Source organism: Aeromonas sp. QDB17 (assembly GCF_027705305.1).
Classification (GTDB): Bacteria; Pseudomonadota; Gammaproteobacteria; order Enterobacterales; family Aeromonadaceae; genus Aeromonas; species Aeromonas caviae.
Genome location: NZ_JAPDBP010000008.1, coordinates 17405 through 35738 on the forward strand (window position 1 = coordinate 17405; position 18334 = coordinate 35738).

At 60.8% G+C, this 18334-nt stretch carries 15 protein-coding genes and 1 riboswitch; of the genes, 9 read left to right on the forward strand and 6 right to left on the reverse strand.

The window, feature by feature from the left end:
• Nucleotides 1–150: 150 nt before the first annotated feature.
• Entirely contained in the window at nt 151–2607 is a 2457-nt protein-coding gene (gene fadE, locus OKC41_RS08600; RefSeq protein WP_270671894.1) for an acyl-CoA dehydrogenase FadE, read from the reverse strand.
• A 252-nt stretch (nt 2608–2859) separates the two neighbouring features.
• Between fadE and lpcA the strand changes: the two genes are divergently transcribed.
• The 3 genes from lpcA to OKC41_RS08615 all read left to right on the forward strand — a co-directional run bounded on the left by lpcA (nt 2860) and on the right by OKC41_RS08615 (nt 4983).
• Nucleotides 2860–3438 carry a D-sedoheptulose 7-phosphate isomerase gene (gene lpcA / locus OKC41_RS08605; RefSeq protein WP_039038837.1) on the forward strand — a complete coding sequence of 193 codons (579 nt, stop codon included), beginning with the start codon at nt 2860–2862 and terminating at the stop codon, nt 3436–3438.
• A gap of 111 nt (nt 3439–3549) precedes the next feature.
• Nucleotides 3550–4347: a class II glutamine amidotransferase gene (locus tag OKC41_RS08610; RefSeq protein ID WP_010674143.1), complete on the forward strand. Its 798-nt coding sequence runs from the start codon at nt 3550–3552 to the stop codon at nt 4345–4347.
• A 300-nt stretch (nt 4348–4647) separates the two neighbouring features.
• A complete protein-coding gene (locus OKC41_RS08615) occupies nt 4648–4983 on the forward strand; it encodes an Hpt domain-containing protein (RefSeq protein WP_039038838.1) in 336 nt (111 codons plus the stop codon).
• 12 nt (nt 4984–4995) lie between these two features.
• Here the strand turns inward: OKC41_RS08615 and yvcK are convergent, their stop codons facing one another.
• A complete protein-coding gene (gene yvcK, locus OKC41_RS08620) occupies nt 4996–5919 on the reverse strand; it encodes a uridine diphosphate-N-acetylglucosamine-binding protein YvcK (protein ID WP_029314269.1) in 924 nt (307 codons plus the stop codon).
• Between the two features lie 113 nt (nt 5920–6032).
• On the opposite strand from yvcK, the gene OKC41_RS08625 reads away from it, so the two are divergent.
• Nucleotides 6033–7214, forward strand: coding sequence for an FIST signal transduction protein (locus OKC41_RS08625; protein WP_201894879.1), 1182 nt, complete (start codon nt 6033–6035; stop codon nt 7212–7214).
• 18 nt (nt 7215–7232) lie between these two features.
• Nucleotides 7233–9308, forward strand: coding sequence for an ATP-binding protein (locus tag OKC41_RS08630; RefSeq protein ID WP_270671895.1), 2076 nt, complete (start codon nt 7233–7235; stop codon nt 9306–9308).
• A gap of 272 nt (nt 9309–9580) precedes the next feature.
• Here the strand turns inward: OKC41_RS08630 and OKC41_RS08635 are convergent, their stop codons facing one another.
• From OKC41_RS08635 to narQ, 4 genes are all read right to left on the reverse strand, one after another.
• Nucleotides 9581–10156: an LON peptidase substrate-binding domain-containing protein gene (locus OKC41_RS08635; RefSeq protein ID WP_043154220.1), complete on the reverse strand. Its 576-nt coding sequence runs from the start codon at nt 10154–10156 to the stop codon at nt 9581–9583.
• 302 nt (nt 10157–10458) lie between these two features.
• Nucleotides 10459–10884 (reverse strand): globin domain-containing protein, encoded by a 426-nt coding sequence (locus tag OKC41_RS08640; RefSeq protein ID WP_039038868.1) that lies wholly within the window; start codon nt 10882–10884, stop codon nt 10459–10461.
• Between the two features lie 146 nt (nt 10885–11030).
• Nucleotides 11031–11669 (reverse strand): two-component system response regulator NarL, encoded by a 639-nt coding sequence (narL, locus tag OKC41_RS08645; protein ID WP_039038841.1) that lies wholly within the window; start codon nt 11667–11669, stop codon nt 11031–11033.
• Nucleotides 11669–13381 carry a nitrate/nitrite two-component system sensor histidine kinase NarQ gene (gene narQ / locus OKC41_RS08650; protein ID WP_201894877.1) on the reverse strand — a complete coding sequence of 571 codons (1713 nt, stop codon included), beginning with the start codon at nt 13379–13381 and terminating at the stop codon, nt 11669–11671. The genes narL and narQ overlap by 1 nt, the downstream gene beginning before the upstream one ends.
• Nucleotides 13382–13459: 78 nt before the next feature.
• Nucleotides 13460–13599, forward strand: a riboswitch (molybdenum cofactor riboswitch).
• Here narQ and moaA point away from each other — a divergent pair.
• The 4 genes from moaA to napA all read left to right on the forward strand — a co-directional run bounded on the left by moaA (nt 13587) and on the right by napA (nt 18321).
• Complete coding sequence (gene moaA, locus OKC41_RS08655) at nt 13587–14582, forward strand: GTP 3',8-cyclase MoaA (protein WP_010674152.1); 996 nt, start codon at nt 13587–13589, stop codon at nt 14580–14582. Its footprint overlaps the riboswitch before it by 13 nt.
• A 251-nt stretch (nt 14583–14833) precedes the next feature.
• Nucleotides 14834–15343, forward strand: coding sequence for a ferredoxin-type protein NapF (napF, locus tag OKC41_RS08660; protein WP_041215513.1), 510 nt, complete (start codon nt 14834–14836; stop codon nt 15341–15343).
• Complete coding sequence (locus tag OKC41_RS08665) at nt 15340–15642, forward strand: chaperone NapD (protein ID WP_048207324.1); 303 nt, start codon at nt 15340–15342, stop codon at nt 15640–15642. Before napF ends, OKC41_RS08665 begins: the two co-directional genes overlap by 4 nt.
• 189 nt (nt 15643–15831) lie before the next feature.
• On the forward strand, nt 15832–18321 hold the full coding sequence (gene napA / locus OKC41_RS08670; protein ID WP_010674155.1) for a nitrate reductase catalytic subunit NapA: 2490 nt from the start codon (nt 15832–15834) through the stop codon (nt 18319–18321).
• Nucleotides 18322–18334: the final 13 nt, after the last annotated feature.

Below are 18334 nucleotides of genomic sequence, written 5' to 3' on the forward strand. Positions count from 1 at the left end.
TGCTTACCTTAACCGCTTCATTCAATATAGGAAACGGATTGATATCCAAAATATGATCCAGTCGGTTTCTCTTTCTTCGTATCGGATGCCATCCACCAGCCCTTTCATGAAAAACGCCTCCACAAGGGAGGCGTTCTGGCATCAGAGGCATCAAGCTGCCCTGTGATAGGCGGAGGCTTCAAACAGTGCCTTGTTGGCCACCAGGTCGACGGGATCGAAGTCATCGACGTTGATGGTGCGAAGGCGACTCTCCTCGGCGCGCCGCAGCAGGTCCGCTTCGGCCTGGTTGATGACACCGAGGCTCAGGCCCGCCTCTGCCACCTTGTCGAGCTGGGTGAAGGGGCGTTTGCTCCCTTCGGCTTTGCACACCTTGTCAAACAGCGGTTCTGCGGTCAGCACATCGTCCAGCGCCTGTTCCAGCAGCCCGAAGGGGTTGCCCTCCTCGCGCGTCAGATATTGACCCTCGGCCAGACGGCTGCGAGTGGCACTTGGCACCTGGAGCAGGCGGGCCACCTGGCTGTCGAGCTTGTCGGAGGGACGCTTTAGGTCGCGACCAAGGGGTAGCACGATGGCGCGCAGGGCCAGACCAATCCAGCGATTCGGGAAGTTGCGCAGCAACTCGTCGATCGCTTCCTGCGCCTTGAACAGAGCGTCTTGCAGTGCCCAGTGCAGCAGCGGCAGGTCGGCCTGCTGGCGGCCTTCATCCTGATAGCGCTTGAGGGCGCAGGAGGCCAGATAGAGCTGGCTCAGCACGTCGCCGAGGCGGGCAGAGACCCGCTCTTTGCGCTTGAGCTCGCCACCCAGGGTGCCCATCGCCATGTCTGACAGGAAGGCAAGGTTGGCGGAGAGGCGAGAGAGCTGCTGATAGTAGCCCTTGGTCTGATCCTTGTAGGGCGCGGCGGCGAAGCGGGCACCGGTCAGCCCCAGCCAGAAGCTGCGCACCAGGTTGCTGATGGCGAAGCCCACGTGGCTGAACATCGCCTTGTCGAAATCTTTCAGCGCCTGCTCTTTGTCGGGGTGACTGGCTGCCAGCATCTCCGGCAACACGTAGGGGTGGCAACGGATGGCTCCCTGACCGTAAATGATCATGCTGCGGGTCAGGATATTGGCTCCTTCGACGGTCACGGCGATGGGCGCCCCCTGATAGCCACGGGCCAGATAGTTGTTCGGCCCCATGCAGATGGCCTTGCCGCCATGGATGTCCATGGCATCGATGATGCACTTCTGGGCGCGGTCGGTGAGGTGGTACTTGACGATGGCGGAGATGACCGAGGGTTTTTCACCGAGATCGATGCCGGTGACCGTCAGTTTGGCGGCGGCGCCCATGATGTAGGCGTTGCCACCCAGGCGTGCCAGCGGCTCTTCAATCCCTTCCATCTTGCCAATCGGCAGCTTGAACTGGCGACGGATGCGGCTGTAGGCACCGGTGGCCAGGGCCAGCATCTTGACGCCGCCCGTGCTGTTGGAGGGCAGGGTGATGCCGCGACCGACGGAGAGACACTCCACCAGCATGCGCCAGCCCTGACCGGCCATGGCCGGGCCGCCGATGATGAAGTCGAGCGGTACAAACACGTCCTTGCCGCGGGTCGGGCCGTTCTGGAACGGCACGTTGAGCGGGAAGTGGCGGCGACCGATGTCGACTCCCTTGATGTGGGTCGGAATGAGGGCGCAGGTGATGCCGAGCTCTTCTTCCTCACCCAGCAGGTGGTCAGGGTCACGCAGCTTGAAGGCGAGGCCGAGTACGGTGGCGATGGGAGCCAGGGTAATGTAGCGCTTGTTCCAGGTCAGGCGCATGCCGAGCACCTCTTCCCCTTCCCACTCGCCTTTGCAGACGATGCCGAAGTCGGGAATCGAGCCCGCATCAGAACCCGCTTCCGGGCTGGTCAGGGCGAAACAGGGGATCTCCTTGCCGACAGCCAGACGGGGCAGGTAGTAATCCTTCTGCTCGTCAGTACCGTAGTGTTGCAGCAACTCACCCGGCCCTAAGGAGTTGGGCACACCGACGGTGGAGGCGAGCACGGCGCTGGCGCCGCACAGCTTTTGCAGCACGCAGGACTGGGCGTAGGCGGAGAACTCCAGCCCGCCATATTTCTTCTTGATGATCATGGCGAAGAACTTGTTGTCCTTCAGGTATTGCCACACTTCGGGAGAGAGATCGGCACGCTCGTGGGTCACTTCCCAGTCGTTGACCATGCGGCACACTTCTTCAACCGGGCCGTCCATAAAGGCCTGCTCCTCGGCGCTGAGGGTGCTCACCGGAATGGCGTGCAGCTTCTTCCAGTCCGGGTTGCCGGCAAACAGATCCGCTTCCCACCAGGTCGTCCCCGCTTCGATGGCTTCCTTCTCGGTTCGGGACATCTCCGGCATGATGGACTTGTAGATCTTGAACAGCGGCTTGGTCAGCTGGTTGCGGCGAAACTCCACCAGATTGAGGGGCAGGGCTATCACCGCGAACAGCGCCCACACCAGCAGGGGCACATGGCCATAGAAGGTGCCGGCGACCAGGGCGGCGGCCGTGGCAAGCGTGGCGGTGAACAGGGACGCACGGCGATAGGCCATGGCGCCGATCACCAGGATCACCCCGAGCAGAGTGAGGGTCGTCGTCATTGTTTGCTCCTTGCATGAATTGCCGAGGTTGGGAAATTGGCGTTAACTGATCCAGAGGTCTGACCTGTTGGATATGGCCCCTGTTGTAATTCATACGCACAAACTTATCAAGCTGTTTACAAGCCTGTTACCTTGGCTCTGTGATCGGCATAACGCGCTGCCCGCCCCATCTTGGCGGGCGGGGGGCGACGATTGGACTGGCTTGTGCGACAATGCCGCCACCCTATGTTGGACGACGAGATTTCAAGAACCATGTACCAAGAACTGATCCGCAACGAGTTGACCGAAGCTGCCAGCGTGCTTCAGGCGTTCCTGGCAGATGAGCAAAATCTGAAAAACATCGAGGCGGCGGCCAAGCTGCTCGCCGACTCCTTCAAGCAGGAAGGCAAGGTACTCTCCTGCGGCAACGGCGGCTCCCACTGCGATGCCATGCACTTTGCCGAGGAGCTGACCGGTCGTTATCGCGAGAACCGCCCAGGCTATGCCGGCATCGCCATCTCTGATCCCAGCCACCTCTCCTGCGTCTCCAACGACTTTGGCTATGACTATGTCTTCTCTCGCTATGTGGAGGCCGTCGGCCGCCGTGGTGACGTGCTGCTCGGCATCTCCACCAGCGGCAACTCCGGCAACATCCTCAAAGCCATCGAGGCGGCCCGTGCCAAAGGGATGAAGGTGATTGCCCTGACCGGCAAGGACGGCGGCAAGATGGCTGGCCTGGCCGATGTGGAGATCCGTGTGCCGCACTTCGGTTATGCCGACCGCATCCAGGAAGTGCACATCAAGGTGATCCACATCCTGATCCAGCTGGTTGAAAAAGAGATGGCCAAGTAATCAACGATCCGGGATTGAGAGGGGGGATGGGTGACCATACCGGCCCTCTCGTCCAGCCGTGACGGTTGATTGACGAAACCAGAGTCAAGACATTCAGGGAGTGGATGGAATATGTGCGAACTGCTCGGCATGAGTGCCAATGTGCCGACCGACATCTGCTTCAGCTTTACCGGGCTGATGCTGCGGGGCGGCAAGACCGGTCCCCACAAGGATGGCTGGGGGATCACCTTCTATGAGGGGCGGGGTTTTCGCACCTTCAAGGATCCCGAACCCAGTGCCCAGTCTCCCATCGCCAAGCTAGTCCAGGCACTGCCCATCAAGAGCCGTGCCGTGGTCAGCCATATCCGGCAGGCGAACCGGGGGTGTGTCTCCCTGGAAAACACCCACCCCTTTACCCGCGAACTGTGGGGCCGTTACTGGACCTTTGCCCACAATGGCCAGTTGACCGGTTACAAGAGGCTGCCCACGGGACGCCATCGCCCGGTAGGCGACACCGACAGCGAGCACGCCTTCTGCTGGCTGCTCGACAGGCTGGAGCACAAGTATCCCAAACGGCCGGCAAATTTCCCCGCCATGTTCCGCTACCTCGCGACCCTGTGCGACGAGCTGCGCGGGCTCGGGGTGTTCAACATGCTGCTGTCGGACGGAGAGTTCGTGATGACCTATTGCAGCAACAATCTTTACTGGTTGACGCGCAGGGCTCCCTTTGGCGAAGCCCGTCTGCTGGATGAGGATGTGGCCATCGACTTTCAGAGTGAAACCACGCCGAACGATGTGGTGACCCTGATCGCCACCCGGCCGCTCACCGGCAACGAGAATTGGGTGAAGATGGTGCCCGGGGAGTTCTGCCTGTTCAGGCTGGGCGAGCTGGAATATGGCAATGCGGCCAACTTGTTGAACCAGAAATAAAAAATACCAGGGTAGATATCTACCCTGGTTCTTCGCAGCAGCCATACAGGCAAAAAGGGATGAGAGAGGTGTTGCTGAGCCGCATCATTCTCATGGGTTGCATTGTTACTTTGATGTTAATTTTGTGACAACCTTTATCTCTCTCCATTCTGGCTGACATACCGATAACTTGAAGCTGCTCACATTCTGGTGTCCCAAGAGCATCCGGAGCGATACGGGCATGCCCGAAGGGCGGGTGACAGCGGGGCTGTGGGTCCGCTATATTGTGGTCTGTTTGAATACCATCATAGGGAAGAGAAGATGGAGTGGCTGGATCAGAAAGTGCTGCGACAACTGGCAGATGACATCGGTCACGAGATGATGCCGGTCGTCATCTCGGTGTTTGTCGAAGAGGTAGGCGAGCAGTTGGCCCAATTAAGACCGCTTTTTGAGCAGCGGGACTGGTCAGCCTTGGCGCGTGTTGCCCACAGCATGAAATCGTCCTGTGGCAGCTATGGCGCCAAACCCAGCTATCAGCAGGTGATGGATCTGGAGTCCGCCTGTCGCCGGGAAGATGAGCAAGAGGCCGGCAGACTGCTGGCTGAGCTGGAGCACTCCCTGCCCCAGGTCTTCACCCATCTGGCCCAGTTTCACTGATCCAGAAGGGTATCAGCCCGCCATGTCGCGCTCGCCAAGCCTGCTCAGGATCACGGTGTCGAGTGCCAGCCGCAGCTTGAGGCGGTCGTGGCGGTGGGGGAGGGCCGCTTCACCCAGCTCGGCCCGAACGAGGCAGTGCTGCAGCTCGGGTACCTGGGGGCCCTCGGGAGCCAGAATGGCATCGATCCGGCCGCTGCCTATCCGCTCTTCCAGCCAACGATGTTGACTGGACAGTGACAACTGGCCTGCCGGACCCTCTTCGTCCACCAGATTGCTGATGAACACGACGATGGCGCGGCTGCTGCGGATCGCCTCCGCAATCTCGCGCAGCAGCAGAGGAGGCATGATGGAGGTGAGGAAGCTGCCCGGCCCCAGGATGATCATGTCGGCCTGGCTCAGCGCCTCGACCGCTTCGCGCGTGGCGGGCACGACCGGTTTCAGGCTCAGGGCCCGTGGCGGTGTGGTGAGCTGATCGATGGAGACCTCTCCCAGGATCTGATCGCCACAGACGGTGTGGGCGCACAGATCGGTGGGATGCTCGGACATGGGCAGCAGATTGGGTTCAATTTCCAGCATGTCGCTGATGAGCCGGATGGCATCCAGGGGGCGCACGCAGAGGTTGTCGAGGGCCAGCAGCATCAGGTTGCCGAGGTTGTGGCCCGCCAGCTCGCCGCGGCCGGTAAAGCGGTGCTCGAACAGCTGGCTACCGATGCTGGGGGTGGTCACCAACTGGTTGAGGCAGTTGCGCAGATCCCCCCAGGCGATGCACTCCTGGCTTTTGCGCAGGCGTCCGGTGGAGCCGCCATCATCCGTGGTGGTGACGATGCCCGTCAGCCGGGATCCCAAGAACGACAGGGAAGAGAGCACCCGGCCCATACCGTGCCCGCCGCCGATGGCGACAACCCGGTCGAAGTCATTGATATTTTTCTGCCACATGCAGTGATCCCGTGGGAGGCCAGTGAGCACCATTCTAGTCTCCATGGCCAGGTAATTGTTTGATAAGGGTATGATTTTTGCTTGATACAAGCATCCCGTACCCCTAGGAGACGATGTTGAACTTCCTGACGGCTCACTCGCTTGCCGAGACGACCCCACTGGCCGCCCAACAAGTTACAGAGCGGTTGCATGCCCAGTCATCCCATATTCCATCGCTGTTGCTGGTCTATTTTACCCAAGCACACGAGGCGGCGGAACTGCGCCGTGCGCTCAAGGCACGTTTTCCCGATACCCGGCTGATCGGTTGCAGCTCCTGCGGCGGTATCCTGACCCAGGATGGCCATCATGGTCGGCATGGCTGGAGCCTGTCGGTCGCCGCCCTTTATGATGACAAGGGGGCCTATGGCGTGGCTGGCCAGATGGGGGATCAACCGGATGTGCGGGCATTGCTGCGCCGCGCCATCGCCGATGGTGGCCGACCGGGAGAGCTGCCGCAGCTCGTGTTGCTGCACACCAGCCCGGGGCTGGAGGAGGCTGTGCTCGCTGGGATCGACGCCGAGTTTGGCGCGACCGTTCCCGTCGTCGGCGGGTCGGCGGCAGATGATGGCGTGGCCGGGCAGTGGCAGCTGTGCTGGGACGAAGGGGAGGGATCACAAGGGTGCGTGTTGGCGGTGCTTTACCCCGACTGCCAACTGGCGTTCCAGTTTCATTCAGGCTATGTACCCACCGAGTGTCGCGGCATCATTACCGGGATAGACGGGCGGGAGGTGCTGACCATCGATCACGAGCCAGCGGCCCGGGTCTATGGTCGCTGGACCGAGCGTGCGACGCCCTGGCCGGTGGGCCCCATTCTCAGGGAGACGACGCTCTCGCCACTGGCCCGTCAGGTCGGCATGCTCGATGACCTGCCCTACTACAAGCTCTCCCATCCCGAGGCGGTGACGGCGCGGGAGGGGCTGCGCCTCTTTACCGAAACCCGACTGGGAGAGCGGCTGCTGCTCATGTACAGCAGCCAGGAAGGGTTGTTGCAGCGCAGCCTGAATGCGGTGAATATCGAGCCTGAATATGGCATGGCGAGCAATATGCGCCCCTTTGGCGCCCTGGTGGTGTTTTGTGCCGGTTGTCGGCTGGCTCTGGGGGACAGGCTGGGGGACATCGTCAGTCAATTCAGTCAGAGGCTGGGTGAGATCCCCTTCATCACGCCCTTTACCTTCGGTGAACAGGGACGATTACCCCATGGTGAGCTGGCACACGGCAACCTCATGGTGTCGAGCGTAATCTTCCTCGAGAGCTGACACTGTGCTGGATTCAAGATGATAGGCAATAGCGAACTCGAAACCTTGGGCGACAAACTGCAAACCACGCTGGTGGAGCTGATGCGTTGCCGGGAGCGGGAGGCCAGATATCGGGAGGAGTCCCAAGCCCTGCTGTGCGGGGTGGCGACCCTGGCACAGGCCCAGAGTCTGGAGCAGGTACTGGAGAGTCTCATTCTTGCTCTCAAGCCCTTTATCGGATTTGAGCAGGCGGACGTGGTCGCCTGGGAGGCCGTGAGGGGCAGCACCCATCTGAGCACCCAGCCGGACGAGGTGGGCCGGACCTGGTCGCTGACACCGCTCTTCTCCAGGGCCATCGAGGGAGAGACCCTGGTCATCTATGATCCCGCCCAACTGCCTGAGCTGGCGCCGCTGGCGGGGGCGCCGGGCTGGGCCAGCGTCATGATGACAGGCTTGCAGGGACCGGGGTTTTCCGGTGTGCTCATCTGCCGGCACAGCGTGGCGGGCACCTTCGATCTCAAGAGCAAGGCGGCGATGCAGCGTTGTCGCCCGCTCATCTCCCAGGCCCTGGTCAATATCGCCTATCGGGCTCGCCTGCAAGAACAGGTTGACCTCAAGACCCTGGCCCTGCAGGCCAGCGAACAGCGTTTTCGCAGTTTTGCCGCCATGGCCTCCGACTGGTTCTGGGAGACCGATCCCCAGCACAGGCTCAGCTATGTCTCTGCACCTGGCTATCAGGGGGAAGTGCTGGCCCGCCAGACGGGGAGAAGCCTCTATGATTTTGCCCACGACAAGCAGGACCCGGCCTGGAGTCACTACCGGCACCTGATCGCCCACCATCTGCCGGTGCGGGGAATGCGGGCCCAGGTGATGCTGGCGGGCGGGCCTTGCTGGATGGAGATCAATGCGGAGCCTTGCCATGATGCCGGTGGCCGCTTCCTCGGCTATCGGGGCACGGCGCGGGAGATAGGCAGCCAGATCCGCCGGGAGCAGGAGCTGGCGCGGGCGCGGGACGATGCCGAGACGGCCAACCGTGCCAAATCCCAGTTCCTCGCCATGATGACCCACGAGATCCGCTCTCCCATGAACGCCGTGCTGGGGATGCTGGATCTGCTGCAGCACGGCCGGCTCGACACTCCGCAACAGACCCTCATCGGCCATGCCACCCACTCTGCGCATCTGTTGCAGACCATCATCGATGATGTGCTTGATTTCTCGAAAATAGAGTCACATACCCTGACGCTGCACTGCGAACCCTTTCAGCCTGCCGAGCTGTGCCGTGCCCTGGTGGAGCCCTTGCAGGCACAGGCCAGTGCCAAGGGCATCACACTGCACTGGCATCTGGATGAGACGCTCCCTGAACGCCTTCAAGGGGATGCCGTCCGCCTCTCCCAGGTGATAGGCAACCTGCTTGGCAATGCCGTGAAGTTCACCTCCGTTGGCAGCGTGCGTCTGGCGTTGACCTGGGAGGAGGAAAAGCTGGGGGTCATGGTCAGCGACACGGGGATCGGCATCTCCACCGAGGATCAGGCGTTGCTGTTCGAACCCTTCTATCAGGTCGACAGTTCGGCAACCCGCCGCTTCTCCGGCTCGGGGCTCGGACTGGCCATCTGCAGGCGGCTGGTGCAGCTGATGGGGGGAGACATTTGCGTGCAGAGCACGCCTGGGCTGGGAAGCTGCTTCTGGTTCGAGCTGCCCGGGATGGCCTCTCCCTGTGCTCCGGCCGCCGTCCCCGGCAGTGAAGAGTGCGCCAGACTGGAGCTGGATGTGCTGGTGGTGGAAGACAGTCCGGTCAATCAGCTGGTGGTATCCCTGATGCTGCAGAAGCTGTTGTGCAGGGTGAGGCTGGCAGGCAATGGTCTGGAGGCCCTGGCACAGGTGGCGAAGCAGCAGCCGGACCTTGTCCTGATGGATATGCGGATGCCGCAGATGGATGGACTGGAGGCGACCCGGCGCCTGCGGGACATGGGGTGCGAGGTGCCCATTGTCGCGTTGACGGCCAATGCCATGATGGAGGACAGGGCCCGCTGCCTTGCCCAGGGCATGAACGATTTTCTGGCCAAACCCATCAGTCTTGCCAGGCTGCGAAGCTGCCTGCTCCGCCATTGCAGGTGATGCCGGCCGATTTTGGGTAAAAAAAATGGTCAACCTGGTGGTTGACCAATTCTTCAGCAAATACTGAAGAGAGCACGGGATAAATCGGGTTGTACGGTTTTATATGAAAAAGTCGTGCCAACTTTTCAAAACCTGTTATTTGCGGCCTGTAGCTGAATTGTGTGTTATTTATCGCTACCGTGATTGCAAAATGCAATTCTCATTTTTTCATTATAAGAATGCAGTGCCGAGAATTCGCGTTTTGCAAACCAACCGTTGACTCACTCTTTGACTCACTGTGCGATCAGTCGGCGCAAGAACTGACGCGCCGCTTCACTGTTCTGTTTGGCAATCAACATCTGTTTTTCATAGATCGGCATGGGCAGGATCTCGAGCCAGCGTTGGCAGAGCCAGGCTGCATCGTCGAACTGCTTGTCCGGGTAGAGCTCATCCAGTTCCGGGTATTGTGCAAAGACCTCTCTCAATCGGCTGACCAGCTGGTTGTCGCTGATATCAGAGTCCGCACTCGGCCAGTTGGGCAACGGCTCGACCTGGGCGTGCCTGAGACCAGCGTCATCCGTTTCCATCTCGTGGATGCAGAAGCGTTCAAGGCCGAGCACGGTGACCCCGAGCAAACCGTCGTTGAGGGTATAAAAATCAGTCACCTTGACGCGGGTTCCGACCGGGAGAATCCGTCCGCAGGTGCCCGTGCTGGTGGTCTCTTCCATCACGATGCCAAAACCCCGATCCTCAAGGAAGGACTCCTTGAGCATCTGCAGGTGGCGCGGCTCGAACAGGCGAAGGGGGAGCTTGCCGCCGGGCAGAATGTGGGATGGCAAGGGGAACAGTGCCAGTTGTTGAAGTTTCATGTTCCATCCTCCTAATCAGTCATTGCTGAATGTGACAATGCAGTGACCGTGCCAGAGAGAGGTGGCGTGGCGAAGGGGTGAGCCATTTCCCGTGGTTATTTTTAATATCCATTTAAAATCAATCTATTGTGATTTTGTATCACGAATGCAGGCAAGGTAGTGCAAAAGGGATTCAGGTGAGGTGTTAGGGCGCCGAACATACCCCGTGTGCAGAATGAGTCTATTTTCGCATATTGCAAATTTGATTCATGCAAAATGCCTGTTACAGACCCATTCAGCGATTGGAGACAAAGGCCAGGGGATCAGGTGGTGAATTCGGTGTGCTGTGTCATGCCGTCCAGCATCAGGGCGGCTATTTCGTCATACATCTGCGACCAGGCCTGTGCCAGTGCCGGGGTAAAACCACTGCCGAGACGTCGTGCCAGTACCTGGGTCAGCGCCTGCTTGAGCAGCGCAAACTGGTGGGGTTGAACGTTGAATCGCTGGTGACGCCTGCCGAGATCGCGAATGATGAAACCCAGTGCATCCAGCTGGGAGAGGCTGGTGATGACGGTGTTCAAGGTGTCCGACACCTTGGCAACGGGCAGCTCCTGATGTGGGGGAAAGAGGGCCCTGAGTTCGGGGGACAATCTGAACAGCTCTTCATACACCTCCTGGACATAGCTGTTGTTCAGGGCACTCACCCTGCCCCAGGCTTTCTGGACCAGCTCTATCTGCTCAAAGGTCATGTCGATGTTTCCTTCCCGTGTGATGTCATGAAAATAATAATCCATCTACTCAATAGAGCACCGGGTTCCGCGCCATTTGGGGAAAAGGAGAGGGGGCCAGCAAGGAGGCACGGATGGTGACCCCTTGCTGGCAGGAGGTCGGGACCTCAGTTGCGCTGTTCCAGGTACATGACGGCTGCTTCGACGCGGCTTTGGGCCTCGAGCTTTTTCAGCAGGCTCTTGACGTGGACCTTGACGGTTCCCTCGGAGATATGGAGCACGGAGGCGACCTGCTTGTTGGACAACCCCTTGGCGATTTCACGCATGATCTGCATCTCGCGTCGGGTCAGGCTCTCCAGCTTCTGCTGCAGGTGGTCCAGTTCGTAGATGTTCTCGAGATAGGGACGTAGCGGCTCGCTCAGGATCTGCTTGCCGGTCATCACGTCAGCCAGCTGGGCCAGCAGCATGTCAGGCTCGGTGTCCTTGAGCAGATAGCCGTCCGCACCTGCCTTGAGCAGGGCAACCACATCCTGGCGGGCGTCAGAGACGGTCAGGATCACCACGCGGGAAGTCACCTCTTCGGCCCGCAGCGCCTTGAGGGTATCGAGACCTGACAACCCCTTCATGTTGAGGTCGAGCAGGATAAGGTCCGGTTCGGACTCCTTGGCCATGGCCACGGCGTCGGTGCCGTTGGAGGCCTCGCCAACCACGTCGATGTTATCTTCCAACTCCAGCAGTTGCACAATTCCCTTGCGCATCAGGGGGTGGTCATCCACGACCAGAACACTGTATTTCATCTCGTCCATCAGGCATCTCTTGTTAGGCTGGTGGGAAAGGTCAGGTGTATGCGGGTGCCCCCGGAGGGCGGTTCACTGATGGTCAACTGGCCGCGCAATTTGCTGGCGCGTTCATTCATGATGCTGAGACCGTAGTGATTCACCGCCGAGCTTGCGCCCCTTATTCCAACACCATCGTCTGCAATCTGAACCTGGATGTTACCATCAGCCAGGGTCTCACAGCTAACGTCAATGTGCCGCGCGCTGGCATGCTTGATGGCATTGAGCACTGCCTCACGGATCAGCTGCAGGATGTGGATGTGCTGCCCCGCTTCAAGGTCGGTGTCCGTCAGTCCGTACTGGAGCCTGATGTCGGCGTGCGTCTGGGGTTTGAGCTGCTCGAGCATGACCGCGATGGCTTCACCCAGGTTGGCATCGCCGATGCTGAGGCGGAAGGTGCCGAGCAGTTCGCGCAACTGGGTATAAGCATTGCTGAGTCCCTCGTCGATCTGCTCCATGGCTGCCTCGGTCTTGGCCCTGTCCCCCTTGGCGAAGGAGCGCTTGAGCAGAGTGGCCTGGATCTTCAGGTAAGAGAGGGCCTGGGCGAGGGAGTCGTGCAGTTCACGGGCGATGACGGCGCGCTCTTCCATCAGCAGCAGGCGCTGGTGCTGCAGCAGGGTCTGATCCTTGTGCAGCACCTGGGCCAGCAACATGGAGAAGTTCTTCATCAGCCGCTCGTCGATGGGGTGGTCGCTTATCATGTCGAGCCGGCCGTACTCCTCCTCATCCATCTGCAGGTAGAAGCTCACCACGGCGTCCAGATCCCCCGGCCACCCCTTGCGCCCGGTGATGTAGACCGGCATCGCATTGTGTTCGAAGCGGGTGAGGCGGATGTACTCGATGTGCTGGTGGGCGGCGGCCCGCTCCAGCAGCTTTTGCAGGGTGCGGCGGCTGAGGGGCGCCGCGTGCAGTTTCTGGGCGGTGGAATAGAGGAAGGAGAGGGTGTCGTTTGCCTGTTGCAGCTTGGCCGTTTTCTCCTCCACCTTGCTCTCCAGCTCCCGGTAGAGTTTGCCAAGCTCGTCGGCCATGGTCGCGAACGCCCCCGACAGCTCTCCCAGCTCGTTCTCACAGTGGGGGGGCAGGGTGAGATCGAACTCCTGACGCTGGATCTGGCGTGCGCAATAGACCAGCTGATTGAGGGGCGCCACCACCTGCTGGCGGGTGAAGCGCACCGTGCACCAGGCGATGGTGATGATGGCGAGCAGACCCAACCCCTCTGCCAAGGCCAGCATGCGCACCTTGAACTCCACGTGGTACTGCATCTGGTTGACGAAGTCATCGATGGCGGCGACGAACTGTTCCGTATTGTCGGTATAACGGCTGGGGGTGGCATTCTCGATGTGTTCGCGCATCACTTGCCATTGCAGCAGGACTTCACCATAGGTGCGGCGCAGTGAGGCGGGCGTGATCCAGCGCTGGGTCTCCTGCAGCTCGGGGGCATGAAGGGTCTGTTCAAACTGGGCGAGCCGACCGAGGACGACCTGATCCTTCTCGATTTCATAGGCCATGCGGTAGGCCTGCATGCGCAGAGATCCCGACAGATTGATGGCCTTGGCATCGGGAACCGAATAGAAGAGGGTGACCATGGCCACCACGGCGATCAGGCTGGCCATGAACAGGATCAGCACCATGGAGCGACCGATGGCGCTGCTGACCGACTGCACTCTGAACCATTTTCCCATGCCGACCGGCTCCCTTTTCACCCACAAAGACCCCACAAAGTAGCATGGGAGTGTACTCCAAGTTGTGCTAGCATCGAAAAACTAGATGAACTCCGAGCGATTTTGCCTAAGTCATTGAGATAGGGGGAGATCGCCGTCAGCCGATGTTCGAGCTGAAAGGGTCAGGAAAGAAATGCCCTGGCCTCCCGTATTTGGAAAGGTGTTTATGTTGCCACTTGAAGATGGTTTTTCCCGTCGTTTTTACTATTTGCGTCTGTCGGTCACCGACGTCTGCAATTTCCGCTGTACCTACTGTCTGCCGGACGGCTATCACCCGCCGAAAGGAGATGGTGAGGGGCGCCAATCCTTCCTCTCCCTGGAGGAGATCCGTCGCGTCGTCTCCGGGTTTGCGGCCATGGGGACGCGCAAGGTGCGTCTGACCGGAGGCGAGCCCTCCCTGCGTCGCGACTTCACGGCCATCATCGAGACGGTGGCCAATACTCCCGGCATCGAGAAGGTGGCCATGACCACCAACGGGTATCGCCTCAAGGAGCGTGCCCGCGAGTGGTTCGATGCGGGGCTGACGGCCCTGAACGTCAGCGTCGACAGCCTGGATCCCCGCCAGTTCCACCAGATCACCGGCGAGAACAAGCTGGCGGAGGTGATGGCGGGGATAGACGCCGCCCTGAGTGCAGGTTTCCGGTCGGTCAAGATCAACGCCGTGCTGCTCAAGGGACTCAATGATCATCAGCTCGAGACATTCCTCGCCTGGATCCGGGACAAACCCATCGAGCTTCGTTTCATCGAACTGATGCAGACCGGCGAGATGGACGCCCTGTTTCGCGATCACCATACCAGCGGTGAACTCATCAAGCAGCGCCTGCAAGAGAGCGGCTGGGTGCAGCAGCTGCGCGGCCTGGATGATGGCCCTGCCCAGGTGTTCACGCACCCGGACTCGAGGGGCGGGGTGGGGCTCATCATGCCCTACAGCAAGGATTTTTGCGCCGGTTGCAACCGGCTGCGGGTCTCCTCCAAGGGCAAGCTGCACCTGTGTCTCTTTGGCGACAACGGGGTGGAACTGCGGGATCTGCTCACCGATGACAGCCAGCAGGAGGCGCTGCAGTGGCGTATTCGCCAGGCGCTGACCGGCAAGGCCGCCACCCATCGCCTCCATGAAGGCAATGCAGGCATGACCCCCCACCTGGCCTCCATCGGCGGCTGACAGCCGCCGTGCACCTCAAATAACCTTCGATTAATTATCAATCCTCACATAGGGGTAATTTACCTTGCCCCTGCTGTGTCTAATTGCGCCAAGGGTTTGATCCAGCGCAAGAATCCCCCCTGTTTATCTCCCTGGTGGTATATCCCCTGACTTGTCAGGGCCGCAATATACACCCACGCTTATAATTGGTATTGAAAATGCCAGTCACGGGATCCGCGCGGGGGCATCCGTCCCCGAAAAGAGGAGTCGATATGACCGACGGGGTCAACTTGTCACGCAGAGGCCTGTTTCGGGGACACCTGAGCGCCCCCAAGGCCGGGATCCAGTTGCCCTGGTCCGTCTCCTGGGACGAGTTCGTGGCCGGCTGCACCCGCTGCGGCGACTGTCTGGCGGCCTGCCCGGAGCAGATCCTGATCAAGGGAGACGGGGGCTTCCCCACGGTGGATTTTCACCGCGGCGAGTGCACCTTCTGCACCGAGTGCGTCAGCGCCTGCCAGGCGCCTGTGTTCAGGCCGACAACCCAGACACCCTGGGAGTATGTGGCCCATATCGAGGCGGGCTGTCTGGCCACTGCCCAGGTGTTCTGCCAGCGCTGTCAGGACAGCTGCGAGCAGCAGGCCATCCGCTTTTCCCCCCGGCTAGGGCGCGTACCCACCCCCAGCATCCATGCCGAGTCGTGCAACGGCTGCGGGGCCTGCGTGGCGGATTGCCCGGTGGGCAGCATCAGCATCGGTCTGTCTCGTGGCGAAGCTTCGCGATGACCCAAGAAACGAACAAGTTGGAAAACGGTGATATGACGCGAGAAGAGTTCCATGTATCCAGCCTGGTGGTGCTGACCCAGCCCGATCTGCGCCACGCCCTGGCAGAGCGGATTGCGACCCTGGACGGGGCCGAGATCCACGCCGTCAGCGAGGAGGGCAAGCTGGTGGTGACCCTGGAGGGGCCGAGCCAGCGCCCCATCATGGCGGCCATCGACACCATTCAGGGGTTGCCCGGGGTGCTCTCTGCGGCCCTGATCTACCACCAATTCGATGAAGTGGACGCCGAAGATGGGGAATAAGGCGTCATGTGGCAGAAGCGCAAGAGTCGTTCGCTGACCGCCACGGGTAATACACGGGATGCCGGGTCTGTTGTCTGCGTTCGATGAACGAAAAGCCCAGAGCAAAGGAATAAAGCGCCATGGAGCTGAGCCAGCGCGGCTCGTCACAATGGCTGTCATTGATGTGATTAAGCAATGCGAGGATATGTCATGAAGCTGAGTCGACGCGACTTTATGAAGGCCAATGCGGTGGCGGCAGCCGCTGCCGTGGCCGGTGTCAGTGCCCCCACTCTGGCGGCGAATCTGATCACCAGTACCGACAAGACCGCCATCACCTGGGACAAGGCGCCGTGCCGCTTCTGCGGGACCGGCTGCTCCGTGCTGGTGGGCTCCCAGGCTGGCCGCGTCGTGGCGACCCAGGGGGATCCCGATGCACCGGTCAACCGTGGCCTGAACTGCATCAAGGGCTACTTCCTCTCCAAGATCATGTACGGGGAGGATCGCCTGACCCAGCCCATGCTGCGCATGACCAACGGCAAGTTCGACAAGAACGGCAACTTCGCCCCCATCAGTTGGGATCAGGCCTTCGACATCATGGCCGAGAAGTTCAAGGCGACCCTGAAAGAGAAGGGCCCGACCGCCGTCGGCATGTTCGGCTCCGGCCAGTGGACCGTCTGGGAAGGCTATGCCGCCGCCAAGCTGATGAAGGCAGGCCTGCGCTCCAACAACCTGGATCCCAATGCCCGTCACTGCATGGCCTCCGCGGTGGTGGGCTTCATGCGTACCTTCGGCATGGATGAACCCATGGGCTGCTACGACGACATCGAGCAGGCCGACGCCTTCGTGCTGTGGGGCTCCAACATGGCCGAGATGCACCCCATCCTCTGGTCGCGCATCTCCGATCGCCGTCTGTCCCACCAGGATGTGCAGGTGCACGTGCTCTCCACCTTCGAGCACCGCAGCTTCGAGCTGGCGGACAACGGACTGGTGTTCACCCCCCAGACCGATCTGGCGATCCTCAACTACATCGCCAACTACATCATCCAGAACGACAAGGTGAACTGGGAGTTCGTCAACAAGCACACCCAGTTCCGCAAAGGGGTGACCGACATCGGCTACGGCCTGCGTCCCACCAACCCGCTCCAGCAAAAGGCCAAGAACCCGGACAGCGGCGACTCCACCCCCATGAGCTTCGAGGACTTCGCCAAGTTCGTGGCGGATTACGATCTGGAGTCCGTCTCCAAGCTCTCCGGCGTGCCCAAGGACAAGCTCGAGAAGCTGGCCCAGATCTATGCGGATCCGGACAAGAAGGTGGTCTCCTACTGGACCATGGGCTTCAACCAGCACACCCGGGGCGTCTGGGCCAACAACCTCTGCTACAACATCCACCTGCTGACCGGCAAGATCTCCCAGCCGGGCTCCGGCCCCTTCTCCCTGACCGGCCAGCCCTCCGCCTGTGGTACCGCCCGTGAAGTGGGTACCTTCGCCCACCGTCTGCCGGCGGACATGGTGGTGACGGATCCCAAGCACCGCGCCATCGCCGAGAAGATCTGGAAGCTGCCGGAAGGCACCATTCCCGAGCAGGTGGGCTACCACGCCGTGCTGCAAAACCGCATGCTGAAAGACGGCAAGCTCAACGCCTACTGGGTGATGTGCAACAACAACATGCAGGCCGGCCCGAACATGAATGAAGAGGCGCTGCCCGGTTATCGCAACCCGGCCAACTTCATCGTGGTCTCCGACCCTTATCCGACCGTGACCGCCCAGGCGGCCGACCTCATCCTGCCCACCGCCATGTGGGTGGAGAAAGAGGGGGCCTACGGCAACGCCGAACGTCGCACCCAGTTCTGGCACCAGCAGGTGAAGGCACCGGAAGGGGCCAAGTCCGACCTGTGGCAGCTGATGGAATTCTCCAAACGCTTCACCGTGGAAGAGGTGTGGCCGGCTGAGTTGATTGCCAAGATGCCGGAAGTGAAGGGCAAGACCCTGTTCGACGTGCTCTATGCCAACGGCCAGGTGAACCAGTTCCCGAAAGAGCAGAGCAAGGGGGCCCTGAACGACGAGGCCGAGCACTTTGGTTTCTACGTCCAGAAGGGGCTGTTCGAGGAGTACGCCTCCTTCGGTCGCGGCCATGGCCACGACCTGGCGCCGTTCGATCAGTATCACGAAGCCCGTGGCCTGCGCTGGCCTGTGGTGGACGGCAAGGAGACCCTGTGGCGCTATCGCGAAGGGTTCGACCCTTACGTGAAAGCGGGCGAAGGGGTGCGCTTCTACGGCAAGCCCGATGGCAAGGCGGTGATCTTCGCGCTGCCCTATGAGCCGGCTGCCGAAGCTCCGGACAAAGAGTACGACATGTGGCTCTCTACCGGCCGCGTGCTGGAACACTGGCACACCGGTACCATGACCCGCCGTGTCCCCGAGCTCTATCGCGCCTTCCCGGATGCGGTGCTCTTCATGCACCCGGAAGATGCCAAGGCCCGTGGCGTGCGCCGTGGCGAAGAGGTAATCGTCTCCTCCCGCCGGGGCGAGGTGAAGACCCGGGTCGAGACCCGCGGCCGCAACCGTCCGCCCAAGGGATTGGTGTTCATGCCCTTCTTCGATGCGAGCCAGCTGGTCAACAAGCTGACCCTGGACGCCACCGATCCGCTCTCCAAGGAGACGGATTACAAGAAGTGCGCCGTCAAGGTCATGAAGGCCTGAGGCGGGGGAGCGC

What these genes read in the sequence shown, in the direction of transcription:
- OKC41_RS08610 (WP_010674143.1), top strand. Translation starts at nt 3,550, where the DNA reads ATGTGCGAACTGCTCGGCATGAGTGCCAATGTGCCGACCGACATCTGC.
- napA (WP_010674155.1), top strand. Translation starts at nt 15,832, where the DNA reads ATGAAGCTGAGTCGACGCGACTTTATGAAGGCCAATGCGGTGGCGGCA.
- fadE (WP_270671894.1), bottom strand. Translation starts at nt 2,607, where the DNA reads ATGACGACGACCCTCACTCTGCTCGGGGTGATCCTGGTGATCGGCGCC.
- lpcA (WP_039038837.1), top strand. Translation starts at nt 2,860, where the DNA reads ATGTACCAAGAACTGATCCGCAACGAGTTGACCGAAGCTGCCAGCGTG.
- narQ (WP_201894877.1), bottom strand. Translation starts at nt 13,381, where the DNA reads ATGGGAAAATGGTTCAGAGTGCAGTCGGTCAGCAGCGCCATCGGTCGC.
- napF (WP_041215513.1), top strand. Translation starts at nt 14,834, where the DNA reads ATGACCGACGGGGTCAACTTGTCACGCAGAGGCCTGTTTCGGGGACAC.
- OKC41_RS08615 (WP_039038838.1), top strand. Translation starts at nt 4,648, where the DNA reads ATGGAGTGGCTGGATCAGAAAGTGCTGCGACAACTGGCAGATGACATC.
- OKC41_RS08640 (WP_039038868.1), bottom strand. Translation starts at nt 10,884, where the DNA reads ATGACCTTTGAGCAGATAGAGCTGGTCCAGAAAGCCTGGGGCAGGGTG.
- narL (WP_039038841.1), bottom strand. Translation starts at nt 11,669, where the DNA reads ATGGACGAGATGAAATACAGTGTTCTGGTCGTGGATGACCACCCCCTG.
- moaA (WP_010674152.1), top strand. Translation starts at nt 13,587, where the DNA reads ATGTTGCCACTTGAAGATGGTTTTTCCCGTCGTTTTTACTATTTGCGT.
- OKC41_RS08630 (WP_270671895.1), top strand. Translation starts at nt 7,233, where the DNA reads ATGATAGGCAATAGCGAACTCGAAACCTTGGGCGACAAACTGCAAACC.
- OKC41_RS08625 (WP_201894879.1), top strand. Translation starts at nt 6,033, where the DNA reads ATGTTGAACTTCCTGACGGCTCACTCGCTTGCCGAGACGACCCCACTG.
- OKC41_RS08635 (WP_043154220.1), bottom strand. Translation starts at nt 10,156, where the DNA reads ATGAAACTTCAACAACTGGCACTGTTCCCCTTGCCATCCCACATTCTG.
- yvcK (WP_029314269.1), bottom strand. Translation starts at nt 5,919, where the DNA reads ATGTGGCAGAAAAATATCAATGACTTCGACCGGGTTGTCGCCATCGGC.
- OKC41_RS08665 (WP_048207324.1), top strand. Translation starts at nt 15,340, where the DNA reads ATGACCCAAGAAACGAACAAGTTGGAAAACGGTGATATGACGCGAGAA.